Source organism: Streptomyces sp. NPDC002690 (assembly GCF_053592415.1).
Window position 1 is genome coordinate 39,854 of the sequence record NZ_JBSFVR010000009.1, and the last position, 17,903, is coordinate 57,756.

Here is a 17,903-nt window from a genome sequence, read left to right on the forward strand (position 1 = left end):
CATGGCCAAGGTCTGTGTCTTCTGCGGGGGGACCCCGCTGACCAAAGAGCATGTTCTGCCGCGCTGGTTGAAGGTGGCGCTGGACCCATCTGTGCGCCGGTTCCGTTACATCCGGCTGAGCGAAGAGGGCTTGCAGCGCCACGACGCTCCGCCGCTGAACGATCAGGTTAAGGTGGTCTGCTCCGAGTGCAACAGCGGCTGGATGAACCAGCTTGAGGAAGGTGTCCGCCACTTCTTGCCTGCCCTCATCCAGGGCACGGCCTGGACCCTCGACGCTGACGAACAGCAGGCACTGGCGACCTGGACGCTGAAAACGCTGCTCATGTTCCAGTACACGCACCGCCCCGGCGTGCGCGCCGTCATCCCGTCAGAAGACTTCGTCAGGCTCAAGGAGTTCCGCCAACCAACGGTCTCCATGCTTGGCCGCCTCGGGTTCATGAACTACCCACCAGATGACTCAGAACCACTGGTCGACACCCTCTGCCAGGTGTACGGCACCCCGGAGGCTGGCGACATCGCGTGGATAGGCACTTTGAAGATCGGCTGCATGGTGGCCCAGATCATCCGGGCTCCGGACGTCCCTGAGGGGCGGACGCTGACGCCCTTCGAGAGTCTGCCCTCGCTGCGGTCCATCTGGCCGCAGGAAGAGCACGTCGTGTGGCCGCTTCCGGCCGCGATCCCGCACGAGCTGATGACCGCCTTGGCGCTGCCCCAAGGGCTTGACGTGAACACCATGCCCGCATAGACGAAACGGATCGCTGCCGGGGCACCGATCCCGCTACCTTCCCCTCATGGACGAATCACTCTCCTTCGAGAGTTTTCTTGGCGGCGCAAAGAAGGCCGCCCACAAGGCGATGGACGACCATGGGCGCAGTGAATACGACGAGTTCGCGCTTCACGCTGGCGTTGCTGTAGAGCGGCTCGCCAAGGCCGTTCTGGTCAGGAAAAACCCGATCTACCTCGTAGAGATGCGCAACGGGCCTTCGGACCTTCTCCTTTACTTCGGTGGTCACCTTGAGATAGAGACTGAGAAGGTTCGCACTGTCGGGGCCGGCGAGGCCCTCAAGAGGCTGCGACGCGTAGGCGTGCTCCCCACGGACCCGCAGCTTGACCTGCTGATCGAGCTGCGTAACGGCACGGCACATACAACTGTTGGGGATCAGGCCAAGGCTCTCTTGCCCACGCTTGCTGAGACCGTAGGCACCCTGCTGACCGACATCGAAATCGACTTTGCCCAGTTCTGGGGACGCTGGTCCAGCGCCGTACACGTGGCGATCGACCGGCACCGGAACGAAGTGCAGCGGGACGTGGAGATCCGGATTAAGCAGGCCAGACACCTCTTCGATGACCGGTTCAAGGGACTTCCCACAGCGGCCAAGAAGCTGGCTCTCCAACTTGATCCGCCCGATGTCGACTTCGATTTCCCTTATCGCTCTGGTCCTCGCCCCGACACTGCATATATGCGGATCTCCATCAGAACCCCTTGCCCGGCGTGCGGAGGGAACGCTCGGCTCGGGATGATGGCTCAGAGCATGGACCTCGCTGACGGCTTCTGCACCCCTGACCTCCTCGCATGCCACTTCTGCAATCTGGAACTGAACAGTGCGGAAGAGATCGTTGCGTCAGGAGCTGACGTGGAGAAGGCGGAACTGCCTACGTCCGTCAGCTTCTCTTTGCCCCGAACGGCCGCAAGCGGGATGAAGATCGGCCGAGTATCCAGAGGCTGAACACCTCATCCAAAAGCCCCGGCTCCCCGCCGGGGCTTTTACATGCCCAGATAGCGCATGGACCCCTTGCGCTCACTCGCAAGGAGGACCCCGTTGCTCGGACGTATTGCGATCCTGGCCGCCACAGAGGCCACCGACGCCCCCGCCGACATCGGCAAGATGATCGGCAGCTTCGCCCAGTACGGCATCGTCGGCCTGATCGTCGTGCTCCTGATCTTCGGCATCCTCGTCCCCCGCTACGTGATGGCCGCGCTGACGGCTGAGAAGGACAACTGGCGCACCGCGTTCGAGCAGGAGCGCGCGGCTCACCAGGTGACCCGGGAGCAGCTCGCGAAGGCCGAGGAGCGTGGCGACGTTGCCACCGAGCAGGGCAGGGCGATGAACACGCTCCTCATCGAGCTGGGCCATCGGCCCCATGCTGCCCCCGGGAGCGCCTGAGATGTGGACCTTTACCCGCCGGAGCCAGGTGTCCCCGGAGTCGGAGACCGCGAAGAGGGCTGCCGAGAAGTCCCTCCAGGAAGCACAGGCCCGGACCCCCGAGGCCGACGCTCAGCTCAGCGAGAGCCGCTGGGTGACGGAGCAGCTCAAGGCGCACAACCGGGCCAACGCCTACTCCGACTTCATCGAAGGTATCGTCCTCGGCCGCCTCAGCGACGGTCGATCGTAAGGAGGCTCCGTGCTCTACACCGCCACCCTGTACATCCTGCTCGTCACCGGGCTCGGCGCCTCCGTCGGCTTCTTCGCTCTCCACCGGCCCCGGCGGTTCTTCCGAGCGGTCGAGATCAACGCCTCATGGTGGGTCCTCGTCGCCGCCCTCTGGTCCGTGCGCTCGCTCGTGCTCATCAGCATCCGCGGCGCCTCGGCCGGCCCGTGGTGGGACGTGCTCGTCTCCCTCGGCCTCCTGGTCGCCATCGACGCCCTCCTCCTGGTCCGCCTCGTCACGTACGTCGGGTACCTGCGGAACCACCCCGAGCGGCCGTAGCCCGCCTGAACCCCTATCTCGCCCTCCTGACCCCACAGGTCCGGAGGGCTTTTCCATGCCCACCAGAACCCCGAGGAGACACGTGAAGCTCGTCACCAGAACCCAGCTCGGATGGCCCTCTTCCGCCGCTCCAGCCCAGGCGAAGACCAAGGGCGTGAAGGTCCACTACGAGGGGACGGCAGTCTCCCGGAACCTTCTGACGGATCACGGCGCCTGCCTGGCCGAATGGAAGGCCATACGCGCGAGCCACCTGGCGAACGTCGAGGAGAACTACTCGGACATCGCTTACAACTTCGGGGCCTGCCCGCACGGCTACCTCTTGGAGGGACGGGGCGTCGGAAAGCGCTCCGGCGCCAACGGCGATCAGGCCCTCAACATCGCGCACTACGCCATCGTCGGGCTGGTGGGAGACGAAGGTCTGACCGAGCCCACGGACGAGATGCTCTCCGCGATCCGCGACGGCATCGAGCTGCTCCGACAGAACGGTGCCGGGGACGAGATCAAGGGTCACCGCGACGGATACGCCACGGCGTGCCCCGGCGGCCCGCTCTACGCCTGGGTCCATGACGGTGCCCCGCGCCCCAAGGCGGATACATCGGCCGTCCCCGCCTCCCCGAAGCCGACGTACGAGCCGTATCCCGGCTCGGCCTTCTTCATGAGGGGCGCCGTCCCCGCCATCGGGAAGTCCTCGCCCGTCTTCACGGCCATGGGCAAGCGCCTCGTGGCAAAGGGCTGCGGCCTCTACCTGGTCGGGCCCGGTCCGAAGCTCGGAGACGCGGACGTGAAGTCGTACGAGAAGTTCCAGCGGTCCCTGGGCTACGTCGGATCAGACGCCAAGTGGCCTCCCGGTCCAACCTCGTGGAAGATGCTCCAGGTGCCGAAGGCTTGATGGTTCACGCCCTTCCACACGCCCATGTCGCCTCACGCGCCCTCCTTCACGCCGTCGCCGCACGGACAGTGGACGGATTAGCTGTCTGTCCGATCAGCGGCAGCCAGGAGGCCCTGTGCGAAAGACCCTGAAGTTCGGCATCACGGCAGTGTTCAGCGCGGCAGCACTCGCCATAACCACCCCTGCGTCGGCCTGGACGGGGAGCTACATCTCCTCGAACAGCGGTCAGGCGTACGTACGAGGAGCTGCGACCACCAACAGCGCCATCCTCGGCATCGCTCCTAACGGCCGTCTGGTCGACATGATGTGCTGGAAGACGGGCGAGTGGGCCAACGGGAACTACTGGACCGACCGGTGGTTCTACTCCACAGTCCAGTCCAACGGCACCAACAACTGGAACGGTTACGTCCACGCCTCGCTCGTGGCCAACCAGAAGTCCGTACCTCGCTGCCCGTGACACGACAGAGCGCCCCTTCCCGGCCGATGCTGGGAAGGGGCGCTCTTCTGCGTTTTCCGGATGAACCTGCGGATCAGTCGCCGAGTCGGCAAGACTCTGATCGTGGATGCAGGAGCGGCGGCCGTTGTTGGCGCGGCAATCGGTGGTGGACTGGCCGGACTCACAGCCCTGGGAACGAGTTGGTTCAACCTGCGGGTGACAGGACTCCAGAGCAGGGCTCTGGCTACGGAGTCCGCTCGACAGCGTCGTTTTGAGAGCCTCCGAGAGCGACGAGAGCCACGCTCGAAGGCGTACGCGGATCTAGTCGACGCCGGGCAAGAGGTACTCGACCTCACTCGCTCCTCCAGGGAGGAACTGCACGACCTCATCGATGGCCTGTACAGGACTATCCGCAAGCGTCGGGCCGCCGTGGCGATCGTGGGGCCCGCAGCTGTCGTGCAGTCGGCCTCCAACCTTGCTCAATCAGTGTCGAGGCTGCGGAACGAGATCGAGCACTTGCGCCAGTTCACCGCTATCTCAGACGTCGAAGTGGCCCTGGAGTTGTTCACCAGAGCGGCTCGCGCAGCCCTAGAGGACGACGGCGATGAGCCGCACGAAGCCCCCTGAGAACAAGAGCAACCCATGCTGAGCGGCTGGGCCCACGGAGAGACCCGGTAAGGGGCACACCCTTCCCCGCTCTTCCGAGCCAGGGGCGGTGTTGCCCCATGTACCTCTATGGGTAAGCGTCGTAGAAGTACGTAGAAGCAAGAAGAACGAGGGAGAGTCATGACGTTACGGTTCATCGCGAAGGACCCGAACACAAACGGGGAGAACTGCCCGACCCTCTGGGTGGATGAGGAGACGAAGGACTTCATCATCCAGGGATGGAAGGCAGACGACGAGACGGAGCGGGAGTGCCTGGAGACCGGCGCCATCCCCGACACCGAAGCAGTCGTCCGGCTGCCCGCCCGCATGGTGGCCGCGATCAGGGAGGCGTGCGATGCCGCAGACGGTGCCGCCGTTTGCTGACCTCCTGGCGAACTGCCGCCACAGCGCCGTCCATCTGGAGACGCGCGACGTCTACGGAGTGGAGAACGAGGACGAGGACTTCGCCGCGTGGCGAGCCGGCCAGCGGCACACCCCCGAGAACCGCGGCGAGTGGTGGAACTCCTTCCACTCTTCCGTTGCCCAGGCGGTGAGCCGTGGTGTGAAGGTGCGCCGAGCCCGCGTCGTCTCCGAGCCGCTCTCGGAGTACGTGCGCTACGAGCACTCGTCCACGTTCCAGAACGTCATGGCGGGAGAGGAGGTCCGGTGGCTTCCGCGTCGGATGGCCTCGGATCTGCTGATCCCGGGCAATGACCTGTGGCTGTTCGATACCGACCTGATCCGCTTCGGCCTGTTCTCCGGTGACGGCACCTTCGTCAGCCACGTCCTCACCACCGACTCTGAAGTGATCAAGAACGTCTCCGACTCGTTCGAGAGCATCTGGAGCCGAGCCGTCCCGCACGACCGCTACACCATCTGAGCGAGGAATGACCGAGTCACCGACAGCCGCCGTACAGGAAGCTCGGCTACAACTGGCCGCCCGTCTGCGGGAGATCCGCACCGAGGCCGGCCTGACGGGCACGCAACTTGCGCGGCGGCTGGACTGGTATCCCTCGAAGGTCTCCCGCATCGAGCACGCCCGGACTCCTCCGGCAGTAGCCGATATCCGGGCCTGGTGCGCGGCCTGCGGGGCCGAGAGGGCGGCCGAGGACCTGGTGGCTTCCGCCGTGTCCGCCGACTCGCTGTACGTGGAATGGCGACGGGTACAACGCACCGGGCTGCGGCACCTCCAGGAGTCCCGTGTCGAGCTGTACGAACGCACCCGCCTGTTCCGGGTCTACTGCTCCACCGTGATCCCCGGAATCTTCCAGACGCCCGCGTACGCGACGGCCCTCCTGAGTTCCATCTCTCGGTTCCACAGGACACCCAACGACGTGGCAGAGGCCGTGGAAGCCCGGGTCCGCCGATCCCGGGTGCTCCACGTCAACGGCAACCGGTTCTCCGTGCTGATCGAGGAGTCCGTCCTCCGATACCAGATCGGCGACTCCGAGGCGATGGCAGGCCAACTGGCCTACTTGATCACGCTGATGGCGCTCCCGTCGGTCAGCCTCGGCGTGATCCCCTTCTCGGCTCCCCGGCAGAACTGGCCCCTGGAGAACTTCAACATCTTCGACGACACCCGGGTGCACGTCGAGCTGTTGTCGGCGGCCGTCAAGATCACGGCTCCCGGCGAGGTCGAGCACTACATCCGGGCCAGCAAGATGATGGCCGATGCGGCGGTGTACGGCAGCGCGGCGCGGGAGCTGATCACGGCTGCGATTGCCCATATCGGGTAGTCCCCGTAGAAAAACTTAGAAACTTGTTGAGGGGCCACCGAGGCCCTTCCTACGGTCACAACACACCGCTTCCTTCTGGGTCATCTCGGCCTCTTCTACCGGTCCATGACACGTAGTCGGCGGTCTCCCCTGATCGTTCGACAACGGACGAGGTCCCGATGTCAGTGACCGCAACACCCCGCCCTACTGGCCATCCCGGCTACTCCGAAACCCTGCCTCGTGAGCCGGAGAGCGCGGCCACGGCGCGCAGGCTCGTCCGAACCGCTCTGGCCGCCTGGGGTATGGAGCACCACATCGAAGACGCCACGGTGGTCATCACTGAGCTGGTATCGAACGCCGTGGATCACGGCCGGCTCGGCTCCATCCGCGTCCTCGTCACCCACCCCGCCCGCGACTGCGTCCACCTCGGCGTCGTCGACCGCTCGAAGAGCGTCCCGGTGCTACGGAGGGACGCGGATGACGAGGAGACCCGGGGGCGCGGGCTCGTCCTCGTCGAGGCGCTCAGCGACCGCTGGGGCACCGAACTGTACCGCTGGGGCAAACAGGTCTGGGCAGAGCTGAAGAGCGAGGTTCACACGTGAAGAACGGCAAGCCCTGGGTGGGCGATCAGGTCCGCGACGAAGAAGCGGGGCGCGACGGAGTCGTCACCGATGTGCAAGGCGGCACCGTCTATGTCCTGCGCGCCCTGCACGGGCCTGACCAGTGGAAGAACCGGAACGGCGACCAGTTGACGGTCGTCGTGTCTCTCCAGGACCAGACCGAGTTCTAGCAGGACGACAGACTCCTCGCCGGGTCGAGTCAACAGGCTCCCCCCAGCCCGGCGGGGCGAGGAGGAGCCCGGTCTCTCGCGCGACCGGGCTCCGTTCCTCATGGAGCCGCCATGCAAGGAGCAGGCCCGTGCGCAGCAGCACGTTCCCTTGGTTGGAGAGCCTCACGGACGAGCAGGCGTATGCGTTCCTGGACGAGCTGATCAAGGCGGCGCAGACGACCGGAACCCACACAGGCTTCCTCCACGCCTTGGACGAGGCCGTGGCCGCGTGGGCCGCCGCGACCGAGGCCGTGACCCAGGACTTCATCACATGACGATGATGACTCCGCTCTGAGCCATTCTTGCGTTCCACTGCCGTACGGACGAAGGGATCTGGCTCACCATCCCCGTCCACGCGGGAATCATCGACCACTCATTCCCGGACTCCTGCAAGTACTGCTGCGCGTAGAGCGTGGACGGGTTCGCAACGGTAATCATGCATCGGTCCGGGAAGATCTCGCTAAAACCGACATTCACGTATGCCGTCGCATCCGCAGTCTGCTGCGCCGCAGTGGCGATTGAAGCAACGCTCCCCTTATTCGGATTTCTCTCGTTCCAACTGTCGGCACATCCCTGCACGGCCTCGTCGGCCTCGTTGGCGAGATCGCCCTCACTGTCGTCCGAGGCGGCGGAGGCGGTTTCGTTACGTGCCTGAACTGCCCCGACAGTCACGCCCGCACTGAGGATGGCGACACACACCACGATCGCACCGACCCTCCTGCGGGTCGACAGACCCCTCCAGAACGCAGGGCCCCGCGTGGGCTGCGGAGATTCAGACGGAGGAAACGAAGGAGAGTTCTCAAATGGCATGACCGGATACTAGGAGAGCTCCCGCATGAAATCACCTTGGTTCACACATAGGGAGGAAGCCACAAGAATTCAGCAGCACCGAACGCCACAAACCATTACCCTGCCCCGTCAGGCTTCGTCTTCGAATAAGAAGTCATCGTCTGAGAATTCCTCGTCCACGTCGATTTCTCCCCTGGGGTGGACGACGGACTCAGGGTCCCAGTGGCGGTACTCCCAGCGCGCCTGAGTGGTGACCTGCTCGATGCTGTCCGTCGGCAGGTGAGCGCGAGCCGCCTCGATGGCCGCCCTCACGACTTCGGAGTACGTGTCCCGGAGACGGTTGTACCGGGTCACCTTCTCGTTGACCTCGATCTCCAGCTTGATCGTCAGGATCTTCTTCTTTGCGGCCATACGTCCCTCCTCGGTGTACGAGCGACCAGTCTGTTCGGCGGTACCGGCCGTCCGCTGGCGATCAGGCAAGTTGGGTCTTCCGAAGTCTCAAGTTGACCCCCTCCAAGGAACTTGTGGTGGGCGACTTTGACGACGTCCACGGCACGGAGCTCGGGATGAGCACCTATCAGCCCTTGCTGGGCCGGGGGTTCGAGGTCGCCCAGGAGAAGCAGCCGCAGACCTCCCCTCGCGGTGACCATCAGGGTCACGCTGGAGTCGTTCGGTTCCTCCGGTACGCCGGTGGCCGCCCCCCTCGTCCTCGTCCCCGCCACTCCCGGCCACAGGACCTGCCAGTCCAGGGCCCCGACGCGCCGGCGCTCCCCGGCCGCAGCCGGGACGACCGGCACTCCCGCTGCGGCTGCGGTCCTCCGCACGAACGCCGCCTGCTCCGGTGGCTGTTGCAGGCCGGTCGTCTGGACCGCTCCCACCGACCTGCCCCGAAGCACGCCGGGCAGCCCGCGTACATGGTCCGCGTGGAAGTGGGTCAGCACCAGCAGCGGCACCCGCCTCACGCCCAGCTCCCGCAGGCACCGGTCGACGGGTGCCGGTTCGGGCCCGGCGTCCACGACGACCCCCGCTCCGTCCCCGGCCGCGAGCACCAGCGCGTCGCCCTGCCCGACGTCGCACATGGCGAAGGCCCAGCCGGGCGGAGGCCATCCCGTCGCCATGCGGGTCAACGGCACGGGTCTGAACACCGCGAGTACCAGAAGCAGGGCGGCGGCCGAGCAGATCCAGGGGTGCCGGTGGGAGCGGCGGGCGCCCAGTGCCACCAGCAGGGTGACCCCGGCGAGCAGCCCGGCCCCTCCCCAGCCGCCGGGCCAGGCCACCTCAGCCCCGGGCAGCCCCGCACCCGTTCTGGCGATTCCCGCGATCCACTCCACCGGCCACCCCGCGATCCGGGCCAGCGCCTCCGCCGCCGGCATCGACACCGGCGCCACGGCGAGCACGGCGAACCCGAGGACCGTCGCGGGCGCCACCGCGAACTCGGCGAGCAGGTTGCACGGGATCGCCACCAGACTCACCCGGGAAGCCAGCACCACGATGACGGGCGCGCAGACGGCTTGCGCCGCCGCTGCGGCGGCCAGCACCTCGGCGAGCCGGGACGGCACCCCCTTTCGGCACAGAGCCGCTCCCCAGCGTGGCGCGAGCGTGAGCAGCGACCCGGTCGCGAGGACTGAGAGCAGGAAGCCGTAGCTCCGGGTCAGCCACGGGTCGTACAGCACCAGCAGCAGGACTGCCGCCGCCAGCGCGGGAATCAGGGTTCTGCGTCGGCCGGTCCCGATGGCCAGGAGTGTGATCAGGCCGCACACCGCCGCGCGCAGCACGCTCGGCTCCGGACGGCAGACGATCACGAAAGCGAGGGTGATCAGGCCGCCGACGAGCGCGGTCGTACGCAGAGTCAGCCCCAACCGGGGTGCGAGACCTCGACGTTCGGCACTCAGCGCGGCGCCCGGAGGGCCGATCAACAGGAAGAGCAAAATCGCGAGATTGGATCCCGAAACGGACAGCAGGTGAGTGAGATCGCTGGACCGGAAGGCGTCGTGCAGCTCGGTCGGGACGCGCGAGGTGTCGCCGACCACCAGCCCCGGCAGCAGCGCCCGGGCGTCCGGACCGAGACCCTCGGTGGCCCGGCGCAGCCCTTCCCGCAACTCCCCCGCCAGGCGTTGCGTGAACGTGGGCCCGGCGACGATCCGAGGCGCGGCACCCGCCGTCACCCGCAGAGTGGCGGCACTCCGCTCGCCCTCACGCATCGGGGGGACGAGCCGGCCGCTGATCCGCAGACCGGTGGAGGGCAGCAGGCCCTGCCACGCCCGCGACGCGGCCCCGGGCGACACCATCAGGACGACCGGCGTACGGAGCCGGTACGCCTCTCCGCCAAGGCCGGGGCCAAGGGCCGGACCCGAACCGGAGGCCGGACCCGGGCGCGGTGCGGCGCGCCCACCGGGGCGGGCAGCGGTACCCGCACGGGAGCCGGAGCGGGACCCCGGGGGTGCGAGCCGGGTGATCTCGGCGTCGATCAGCAGCAGTGCCGGCAGGCTCCGGCTGCCGCGCACCTGGGCCCGTGTGCGCACCGGGTCGGAGGTGACCGTCACCTCCGCCTCCACCTCGGCGTGCGCCCGCGCCAGCCCCGGTACCGGCCCCCGGCGCGCATCGGCCCCGTGCAGCCCTGCCGAAGCGGCCCCCGCCGCTGCGCACAGCAGGACGGCGCTCACCGCGATCCTCCCGGTGGGCCGGCCGCCCCTCTTGCCGCGCGCCGCGCGCAGGAGCGTCAGGGCGGCCACGAGAGAGACGACGACCCCCGCAGCCGTCCAGGCCCCCGGCATGACCAGGCAGAGCGCGGCCGACGCCCAGGCGGCGAGAGCCGGGAGTACCAGCCTGAGATCCGCCGGACCCTCCTGCCCCGGCCCCGTGCCGACGGCCGTACCCGTACCCGCACCCGCACCCGCACCCGCACCCGCAGCGGAACCGAGGGCGCTGCCGGTGCCAGCGCTTGGGCCTGTGCCTGCGCCTGCGCCTGCGCCCAACGGGCGGTCCGTACCGGCGCCCGCGTCGGCGGACGGGCCATTGTCCCGGGTCATGGCCGTACCAGGGGCTGGAGATCGGCGAAGCGCCGGTCGCCGATGCCCGTGACGTCCCGCAGCTCGTCCACGGAGCTGTATCCCCCGTGCTCGGCGCGGTGGTCGAGGATGTGCTGGGCCAGTACCGGCCCGACCCCCGGCAGCGTCTCCAACTGCTCGGCGGTGGCGGTGCTGAGGCTCAGCGGGCCGGCCGGGGTCGCGCCTTCGCCGCCAGGACCCGTTGCCCCGGCCGTACCCGGGGACTGCGGGGCCACGGGGACTCCGACCACCACCTGTTCACCGTCCACGAGAATCCGGGCGCGGTTGAGGCCGGTGGTGTCCGTCCCCTCGAGTACGCCCCCTGCGGCGTCCAGCGCGTCGGCGACTCTCGCTCCGGCCCTCAGGTGCTGCACTCCCGGCCGCCGCACCTTGCCGTTGACGTCGACCACGATCCGGTCGGCCGTCACGGTGTCGGGAGCGGTGACGGACTGCGGCCGTGGCGGCGAGGACGGTGGTGACGGCACCGACTCCGCGCCGACGTTCTCCGCACGGGGCACGGCGGACCCCTCGGCCGCCGCCCGCACCATTGCGGGCACGCGTACGCTCTCCGGTCCGGCCGACCAGAAGTGCGCCCCTGCCAGGGCCACGAGGCCGGCCACGGCCACGCCGAGGGCTGTCACCGTCCTCGGTTCGAGGCCGCACCGGACCTGGATCCAGAGGGGTAACCGCTCGCGAAGAGCGGACGCGCTCCGGCGCGGCTCTCCCCTTCGCCCCGGCCGAGGCTCGTCTCCCGCACGGATTCGGGCACCATCGGTCCGGGTCCCGGCACCCTCCTCCCCAGGGGCCTCCTTCGCACAGCCGGGCAAGGCGTCGGCGGGCGATGCGTCGGCGGGCGATGCGTCGCCGAGCAACGCGTCGGCCCTCCGGCGCGCGGCAGCCGCCGTCTCCTCGGCCGGCCGCCCCCTGGCACGGCGTCCCGGGCGCGCCCCGGAACCAGCACCGGCACCGGCACCGGCACCAGCGAGCGGAGCGCCGACGACATGAGCGTCCTCGACGGGCAGAAGAGATGCGGAGCCGGAAGGAACCGGACCGTCGAGGATGGGCGCGGAGGAGAACGGACGCACGGGAACTGGTCGAAGAGTCATGCCTTCGGACATTAGGCACTTCTGCGCAAACCTGCTGAGCAGCCCCAATTTCGGTGGACAACTACCCAGTTGTGGATAACTCCGTCACTCGTGGGAGGGACACCGGCCAACGGGCTGCCCGGTCACCACGCCGAAGTCACATGCCGAAGTCGCGCCCCGAAGCCAGCGCCCCGAAGCCAGAGCCTCGAAGCCGGCGCGCAGAAATCACCGCGCCGAAATCACCGCGCCGAGCAGTCCTGGCCCCGTGTGTGCGCCGATCACCGCGCCGACCTCGCTGACATGCAGGTTCACGAGCCCCGGCACCCGTTCCCGCAGGCGTTCCGCGAGCCGCTCGGCCCGGTCCGGGGCCGCGAGGTGGTGGACCGCGATGTCCACGGCCCCCGTACCGGCCCGGTCGGCGACGATCTCCTCCAGCCGGGCGATGGCCTTGGAGGCCGTCCGTACCTTCTCCAGCAGCTCGATGCGCCCGTTGTCGAGCTGGAGCAGTGGCTTCACGGCGAGCGCGGACCCGAACAGCGCCTGGGCCGCGCCGATCCGGCCGCCCCGGCGCAGGTAGTCGAGGGTGTCCACGTAGAAGTAGGCGGAGGTGACGCGTGCCCGCCGCTCCGCCGCCAGCACCGCTTCGTCCAGTCCGCCGCCCGCCTCCGTGGCCTCGGCCGCCGCCAGCGCGCAGAAGCCGAGGGCCATGGCGACCATCCCGGTGTCCACCACGCGCACCGGCACCGGGGCTTCCTTCGCCGCCAGGAGCGCGGCGTCGTACGTCCCCGAGAACTCGGCGGAGAGGTGCAGCGAGACGACTCCGGCCGCACCCGCTTCGGCCGCCGCCCGGTAGGTCTCGGCGAAGACCTCCGGGCTGGGACGCGAAGTGGTCACCGAACGACGCTTCTGGAGGGCCACCGCGAGCGAACGGGCCGAGATCTCCGTGCCCTCCTCCAACGCCTGGTCGCCGAGTACGACGGTCAGCGGCACCGCTGTGATGCCGTGCCGCTCCATCGTCCGGGGAGGCAAGTAGGCCGTTGAATCGGTAACGATCGCGACATGGCGGGACATGAGCCGGAGATTACCTTCCGGAGCGGTGGTGCGGCAGCCCGACCCCGGGCCACTGATCTTTACGGACGGTGCGGGAGGCATCTTGCCACCTACCGGGTCACCACCCATCACCCCGCATGCCCCGTCCACCCACTCCTAAGGCCGCCCGACGGGACCGATGCGCGGGGCCCGGCACACGGGACCGACGCACGGGACCGGTGCACGGAAACCGGCTCGGGCCGTTCCCCGCCGGGCTCTCAGTTCGTCGTCTCCGGCCGGGCCGATTTCTGCCACGGACGGCTGATCCACCCGGCGGGCCCGGACTCCGGCAGCTCCCGCGCCGCCCCCGGCCCGGCGGTACCGGTGCCGTGGGCCGAATCGGACCGGGGTGTCCCGGTCGGAGGAGACGAAGGGGACGAGTGGGACGGAGGAGGCGAGTAGGACGGAGGGGACGGCTGGGGCGACCGGGGTGCCGTCCCCGGCTCCTCGTCCGCCCAGTGCCGCAGCGCCCCGGCCTCCACGTCGATCTGCGCGTTGAGGGCGTCCAGGTCGTCGTCGGCGAACCGCCTGGCCCGGTCCCGGGCCGCCCAGCGCAGCGAGTCGGCGGATCGCGTGATGCGTTCCGTCCGCTCCCGCAGTCCGGGCATCAGCTTCGCCAGCGTCGCCCGGTCGGGCTCCCGCTCCAGTCGCCTCAGCTCGTCGTCCAGTTCGCGGCCGTGCGCGCTGAGCCGCTGGAAGAGCCCCAGGGACTCGGACAACGAGGCGTCCTCGGCGACCGAGGCCCCCAGGGTCTCCTGGGTGGCGCGCATCGCGGTACGCAGGGAGAGCCTCAGTTGGGCCAGCTCACCGGCTACTCCGGGCTGGCCATAGCTCTTCGCCCTCAGGGTGGTTTCCTCGACCGTCCGGCGGGCCTGGGTGAGAGTCCTGTCGACACCCCGCTTGGCGGCCTTGACGGCTTTCACCCCGGCGTACACGCCGAGGGCCACGAAGGCGACGAAGAGCAGCGTCAGGATCAAGAGCAGGGTCTCCATGAGCGCCCCTCGGCAGTCGACGGTCGATCGGACCGGGAAGTCGGATCGGAAGCTGGTCGCATACGGCCCCGGCGGCCACCGGTGACGGCCGCCCCTCCACCGTAAACGCAACGGGCAGGCCGAGGGTTCCGTCGGAACCCCCAACCTGCCCGTAGGGGAAAGCCCTGGCGATCGTGCCCGGTGGGCCGGGGCCCCGGGAGGCGCTCGCAACGGGCTGCCTACCCAGGACCCCGGCGCCTCACGCGCGGACGGTCACGCGGGGACGATGTTGACCAGCTTCGGAGCCCGCACGATCACCTTGCGGATCTCGGCCCCGCCCAGGGCGGCGACCACGGAGGCGTCGGCCAGGGCCAGCGCCTCCAGCTCCGCGTCCGTGATGGACGGGGAGATCTCCAGACGGGCCCTGACCTTGCCCTTGACCTGGACGACACAGGTGACGGTCTCGTCCACGACGTAACCCGGGTCGGCCACCGGGAAGTCCTGGTGCACGACCGACTCGGTGTGGCCCAGCCGGCGCCACAGTTCCTCGGCGACGTGCGGGGCCAGCGGCGCCACCAGCAGGACCAGGCTCTCGGCCACCGAGCGGGACAGCGGGCCGCCCGTCTTGGTCAGGTGGTTGTTCAGCTCGGTCACCTTGGCGATGGCCGTGTTGAACCGCATTCCGGCCATGTCCTGGGCGACGCCGTCGATGGCCTTGTGCAGCGCGCGCAGCGTGTCCTCGCCGGGCTCCGCGTCCACGACGGTGACCTGGCCGGTCTCCTCGTCGACGACATTGCGCCACAGCCGCTGCAGCAGGCGGTACTGGCCGACCACGGCGCGGGTGTCCCACGGGCGCGACACGTCCAGCGGGCCCATCGCCATCTCGTACAGGCGCAGGGTGTCCGCGCCGTACTCGACGCAGATCTCGTCCGGGGTGACGGCGTTCTTCAGGGACTTGCCCATCTTGCCCAGGACGCGGCTGACCTTCTCGCCCTGGAAGAAGAACTGTCCGTCCCGCTCCTCGACCTCGGCGGCCGGCACCGGGATGCCACGGGCGTCGCGGTAGACGAACGCCTGGATCATGCCCTGGTTGTACAGCTTGTGGAACGGCTCGGCGGACGAGACGTGGCCCAGGTCGTGGAGCACCTTGGACCAGAAACGCGCGTACAGCAGGTGCAGCACGGCGTGCTCGGCGCCGCCGACGTACAGGTCGACACCGCCGGTCGGCTGTCCTTCGCGCGGACCCATCCAGTACTGCTCGATCGCCGGGTCCACCAGCGCGGACTCGTTGTTCGGGTCCAGGTAGCGCAGCTCGTACCAGCAGGAACCGGCCCAGTTCGGCATGGTGTTGGTCTCGCGCCGGTACTTGCGCGGGCCGTTGCCGTCGCCCAGGTCCAGGGTGACGTTGACCCAGTCGGCGTTCCGCGACAGCGGCGGCTCCGGCTTGGTGTCCGCGTCGTCCGGGTCGAAGGTGCGCGGCGAGTAGTCCTCGACCTCCGGCAGTTCCAGCGGCAGCATCGACTCGGGCAGCGGGTGGGCGATGCCGTCCTCGTCGTAGACGATCGGGAAGGGCTCGCCCCAGTAGCGCTGACGGCTGAACAGCCAGTCGCGCAGCCGGAAGTTCACGGTGCCCTCACCGACGCCGTGCTCCTTCAGCCACTCGGTGATCTTCGCTTTGGCGTCCACGACACCCAGGCCGTCCAGCGAGATCTCGTCGTTCGAGGAGTTGACCAGCTTCGCCTCGTACGAGGAGAAGGCGTCGTCCCACGTGGTCGTGTCGGTGCCACGGTCGTCCGAGGGCTCCACGACGCAGCGCATCGGCAGCTCGAAGGCGCGGGCGAACGCGAAGTCGCGGGTGTCGTGCGCCGGGACCGCCATGATCGCGCCGGTGCCGTAGCCCATCAGGACGTAGTCGGCGATGAAGACGGGGACCTGGTCGCCGCTGACCGGGTTGGTCGCGTACGCGCCGGTGAAGACGCCGGTCTTGTCCTTGGCCTCGGCCTGGCGCTCGACGTCCGACTTGGCGGCGGCCTGCTTGCGGTACGCGGTGACGGCCTCGGCGGGCGTGGCGTGGCCGCCGGTCCAGACCGGGTGGGTGCCCTCGGGCCAGGCGGCCGGGATGATCCGCTCGACCAGCTCGTGCTCGGGCGCCAGCACCATGTAGGTGGCGCCGAACAGGGTGTCCTGGCGGGTGGTGAAGACGGTGATCGCACCGGCGCCGTCGACGGGGAAGTCGACGCGTGCGCCCTCGGAGCGGCCGATCCAGTTGCGCTGCTGCAGCTTGATGGCGTCCGGCCAGTCCAGGCCGTCCAGGTCGTTCAGCAGCCGGTCGGCGTAGGCGGTGATGCGCATGTTCCACTGGCGCAGCTTGGCCTTGAAGACCGGGAAGTTACCGCGCTCGGAGCGTCCGTCGGCGGTCACCTCCTCGTTGGCCAGCACGGTGCCCAGGCCCGGCGACCAGTTGACGGGTGCGTCGGAGGCGTACGCCAGGCGGTACTCGCTCAGCAGGTCGGCGCGCTCGACGGCGGACAGGTCCTGCCATGCGCGGCCGTCCGGCGTGGACCGCTCACCGCTCTCGAACTGGGCGACCAGCTCGGCGATCGGGCGGGCCTTGTCGGCGTCGGTGTCGTACCAGGAGTTGAAGATCTGCAGGAAGATCCACTGGGTCCACTTGTAGTAGTCCGCCTCGATCGTGGCGAACGAGCGGCGCTTGTCGTGGCCCAGGCCCAGCCGGCGCAGCTGGGCCCGCATGTTCTCCATGTTCGCTTCGGTGGAGATCCGCGGGTGGGTGCCGGTCTGCACGGCGTACTGCTCGGCGGGCAGGCCGAAGGCGTCGAAGCCCAGGGTGTGCAGGACGTTGTGGCCGGACATCCGCTGGTGGCGCGCGTACACGTCGGTGGCGATGTAACCCAGCGGGTGGCCGACGTGCAGACCCGCGCCCGAGGGGTACGGGAACATGTCCATGATGAACTTCTTGGGCTTGGCGACCAGCTCCGGGTCGCCCGCCAGGTCGCCGGTCGGGTTGGGCGCCTCGTAGGTGCCCTCGGCGTCCCAGAAGTCCTGCCAGCGTGCCTCGATGTCGGCGGCCATCGCCGCCGTGTAGCGGTGCGGCGCAGCCGTCTCGGCTGCGGAATTCGTCTCGCTCATGATCCTCAAAGCTCCATCGATCGTCATCTGCCGGCGCCCGCGTCGAAGGACGCGCGTCTACGGAAACGAAAAATCCCCTCGCACAGGAGGGGACGCCGCGCCGAGTCCGACCAGGCGTTCTCACCGGTCGGTAGTGATCAGCGCGGCTCGCTAAGCAGAAGGCGTACGGCACGCATGGCGTCAGGGTACCGCACAGGGCCGGAGCCCCACCGGGAGCGACCACCGGCTGGACGGGCGCGGGAACGCCGGACGGGAAACGGAAGGGTACGGAGACGGCCGAAGGAGCCGGAGAGAAGAGGGAGGCGGCCAGGAACCGGAAGGAGTGGGAGGCGACCGGGAAGGCCCGACGGGCGGCGGACCACGAGTGCGGTCGCGACGAGAGAGGGAGGCGACAGCCCTTAGGCGGGCCCACACGGCACAGGAAGTCGGCAAAGGCGGCAAAGGCAACCGGAAACCAAGAAGGCGGACCATCCGATTCGGATGGTCCGCCTTCGTCACTGTGGAGCTAAGGAGAATTGAACTCCTGACCTCCTGCATGCCATGCAGGCGCTC

21 protein-coding genes are annotated in these 17,903 nt (G+C 68.7%); 14 read left to right on the plus strand and 7 right to left on the minus strand.

Annotated elements, in window-relative coordinates:
- Window position 1: 1 nt before the first annotated feature.
- The 14 genes from ACWD3D_RS02690 (at window position 2) to ACWD3D_RS02755 (ending at window position 7,498) form a co-directional block, all read left to right on the plus strand.
- Complete coding sequence (locus ACWD3D_RS02690; RefSeq protein WP_451459096.1) at window positions 2-745, plus strand: hypothetical protein; 744 nt, start codon at window positions 2-4, stop codon at window positions 743-745.
- 46 nt (window positions 746-791) lie between these two features.
- Window positions 792-1,727: a hypothetical protein gene (locus tag ACWD3D_RS02695; RefSeq protein WP_451459097.1), complete on the plus strand. Its 936-nt coding sequence runs from the start codon at window positions 792-794 to the stop codon at window positions 1,725-1,727.
- Window positions 1,728-1,820: 93 nt separating this feature from the next.
- Window positions 1,821-2,165, plus strand: a complete 345-nt coding sequence (locus ACWD3D_RS02700; protein ID WP_451459098.1) for a hypothetical protein — start codon at window positions 1,821-1,823, stop codon at window positions 2,163-2,165.
- A 1-nt stretch (window position 2,166) separates the two neighbouring features.
- Complete coding sequence (locus tag ACWD3D_RS02705) at window positions 2,167-2,394, plus strand: DUF7620 family protein (RefSeq protein WP_451459099.1); 228 nt, start codon at window positions 2,167-2,169, stop codon at window positions 2,392-2,394.
- A 9-nt stretch (window positions 2,395-2,403) separates the two neighbouring features.
- Complete coding sequence (locus ACWD3D_RS02710; protein WP_451459100.1) at window positions 2,404-2,709, plus strand: hypothetical protein; 306 nt, start codon at window positions 2,404-2,406, stop codon at window positions 2,707-2,709.
- A gap of 55 nt (window positions 2,710-2,764) precedes the next feature.
- Complete coding sequence (locus ACWD3D_RS02715; protein ID WP_451459101.1) at window positions 2,765-3,598, plus strand: peptidoglycan-binding protein; 834 nt, start codon at window positions 2,765-2,767, stop codon at window positions 3,596-3,598.
- 115 nt (window positions 3,599-3,713) lie between these two features.
- Window positions 3,714-4,055 carry a hypothetical protein gene (locus tag ACWD3D_RS02720; protein ID WP_451459102.1) on the plus strand — a complete coding sequence of 114 codons (342 nt, stop codon included), beginning with the start codon at window positions 3,714-3,716 and terminating at the stop codon, window positions 4,053-4,055.
- 60 nt (window positions 4,056-4,115) lie between these two features.
- Window positions 4,116-4,661 carry a hypothetical protein gene (locus ACWD3D_RS02725; RefSeq protein ID WP_451459103.1) on the plus strand — a complete coding sequence of 182 codons (546 nt, stop codon included), beginning with the start codon at window positions 4,116-4,118 and terminating at the stop codon, window positions 4,659-4,661.
- A gap of 159 nt (window positions 4,662-4,820) precedes the next feature.
- Window positions 4,821-5,063, plus strand: a complete 243-nt coding sequence (locus tag ACWD3D_RS02730) for a hypothetical protein (protein ID WP_451459104.1) — start codon at window positions 4,821-4,823, stop codon at window positions 5,061-5,063.
- The gene (locus tag ACWD3D_RS02735; RefSeq protein WP_451459105.1) at window positions 5,035-5,559 is read left to right on the plus strand and encodes a DUF6879 family protein; all 525 of its coding nucleotides are present in this window, start codon (window positions 5,035-5,037) and stop codon (window positions 5,557-5,559) included. The genes ACWD3D_RS02730 and ACWD3D_RS02735 overlap by 29 nt, the downstream gene beginning before the upstream one ends.
- A gap of 7 nt (window positions 5,560-5,566) precedes the next feature.
- A complete protein-coding gene (locus ACWD3D_RS02740; RefSeq protein ID WP_451459106.1) occupies window positions 5,567-6,415 on the plus strand; it encodes a helix-turn-helix domain-containing protein in 849 nt (282 codons plus the stop codon).
- 158 nt (window positions 6,416-6,573) lie between these two features.
- Window positions 6,574-6,996 carry an ATP-binding protein gene (locus ACWD3D_RS02745; protein ID WP_451459107.1) on the plus strand — a complete coding sequence of 141 codons (423 nt, stop codon included), beginning with the start codon at window positions 6,574-6,576 and terminating at the stop codon, window positions 6,994-6,996.
- On the plus strand, window positions 6,993-7,184 hold the full coding sequence (locus tag ACWD3D_RS02750; RefSeq protein WP_451459108.1) for a hypothetical protein: 192 nt from the start codon (window positions 6,993-6,995) through the stop codon (window positions 7,182-7,184). Before ACWD3D_RS02745 ends, ACWD3D_RS02750 begins: the two co-directional genes overlap by 4 nt.
- A 128-nt stretch (window positions 7,185-7,312) precedes the next feature.
- Window positions 7,313-7,498: a hypothetical protein gene (locus ACWD3D_RS02755; protein ID WP_451459109.1), complete on the plus strand. Its 186-nt coding sequence runs from the start codon at window positions 7,313-7,315 to the stop codon at window positions 7,496-7,498.
- On the opposite strand, the gene ACWD3D_RS02760 is transcribed toward ACWD3D_RS02755, so the two are convergent.
- From ACWD3D_RS02760 to leuS, 7 genes are all read right to left on the minus strand, one after another.
- Window positions 7,491-7,925 carry a hypothetical protein gene (locus tag ACWD3D_RS02760; protein WP_451459110.1) on the minus strand — a complete coding sequence of 145 codons (435 nt, stop codon included), beginning with the start codon at window positions 7,923-7,925 and terminating at the stop codon, window positions 7,491-7,493. The two genes, ACWD3D_RS02755 and ACWD3D_RS02760, sit on opposite strands and share 8 nt — an antisense overlap.
- A gap of 216 nt (window positions 7,926-8,141) precedes the next feature.
- Window positions 8,142-8,423 (minus strand): hypothetical protein, encoded by a 282-nt coding sequence (locus tag ACWD3D_RS02765; RefSeq protein WP_451459111.1) that lies wholly within the window; start codon window positions 8,421-8,423, stop codon window positions 8,142-8,144.
- Complete coding sequence (locus ACWD3D_RS02770; RefSeq protein ID WP_451459112.1) at window positions 8,399-11,041, minus strand: ComEC/Rec2 family competence protein; 2,643 nt, start codon at window positions 11,039-11,041, stop codon at window positions 8,399-8,401. Before ACWD3D_RS02770 ends, ACWD3D_RS02765 begins: the two co-directional genes overlap by 25 nt.
- Window positions 11,038-11,700 (minus strand): helix-hairpin-helix domain-containing protein, encoded by a 663-nt coding sequence (locus ACWD3D_RS02775; protein WP_451459113.1) that lies wholly within the window; start codon window positions 11,698-11,700, stop codon window positions 11,038-11,040. Before ACWD3D_RS02775 ends, ACWD3D_RS02770 begins: the two co-directional genes overlap by 4 nt.
- Before the next feature lie 669 nt (window positions 11,701-12,369).
- Window positions 12,370-13,215 carry a DegV family protein gene (locus ACWD3D_RS02780; protein WP_451459114.1) on the minus strand — a complete coding sequence of 282 codons (846 nt, stop codon included), beginning with the start codon at window positions 13,213-13,215 and terminating at the stop codon, window positions 12,370-12,372.
- Window positions 13,216-13,451: 236 nt separating this feature from the next.
- Entirely contained in the window at window positions 13,452-14,225 is a 774-nt protein-coding gene (locus ACWD3D_RS02785) for a hypothetical protein (RefSeq protein ID WP_451459115.1), read from the minus strand.
- Window positions 14,226-14,477: 252 nt separating this feature from the next.
- Window positions 14,478-17,351, minus strand: coding sequence for a leucine--tRNA ligase (leuS, locus tag ACWD3D_RS02790; protein WP_451459116.1), 2,874 nt, complete (start codon window positions 17,349-17,351; stop codon window positions 14,478-14,480).
- Between the last annotated feature and the right edge of the window lie 552 nt (window positions 17,352-17,903).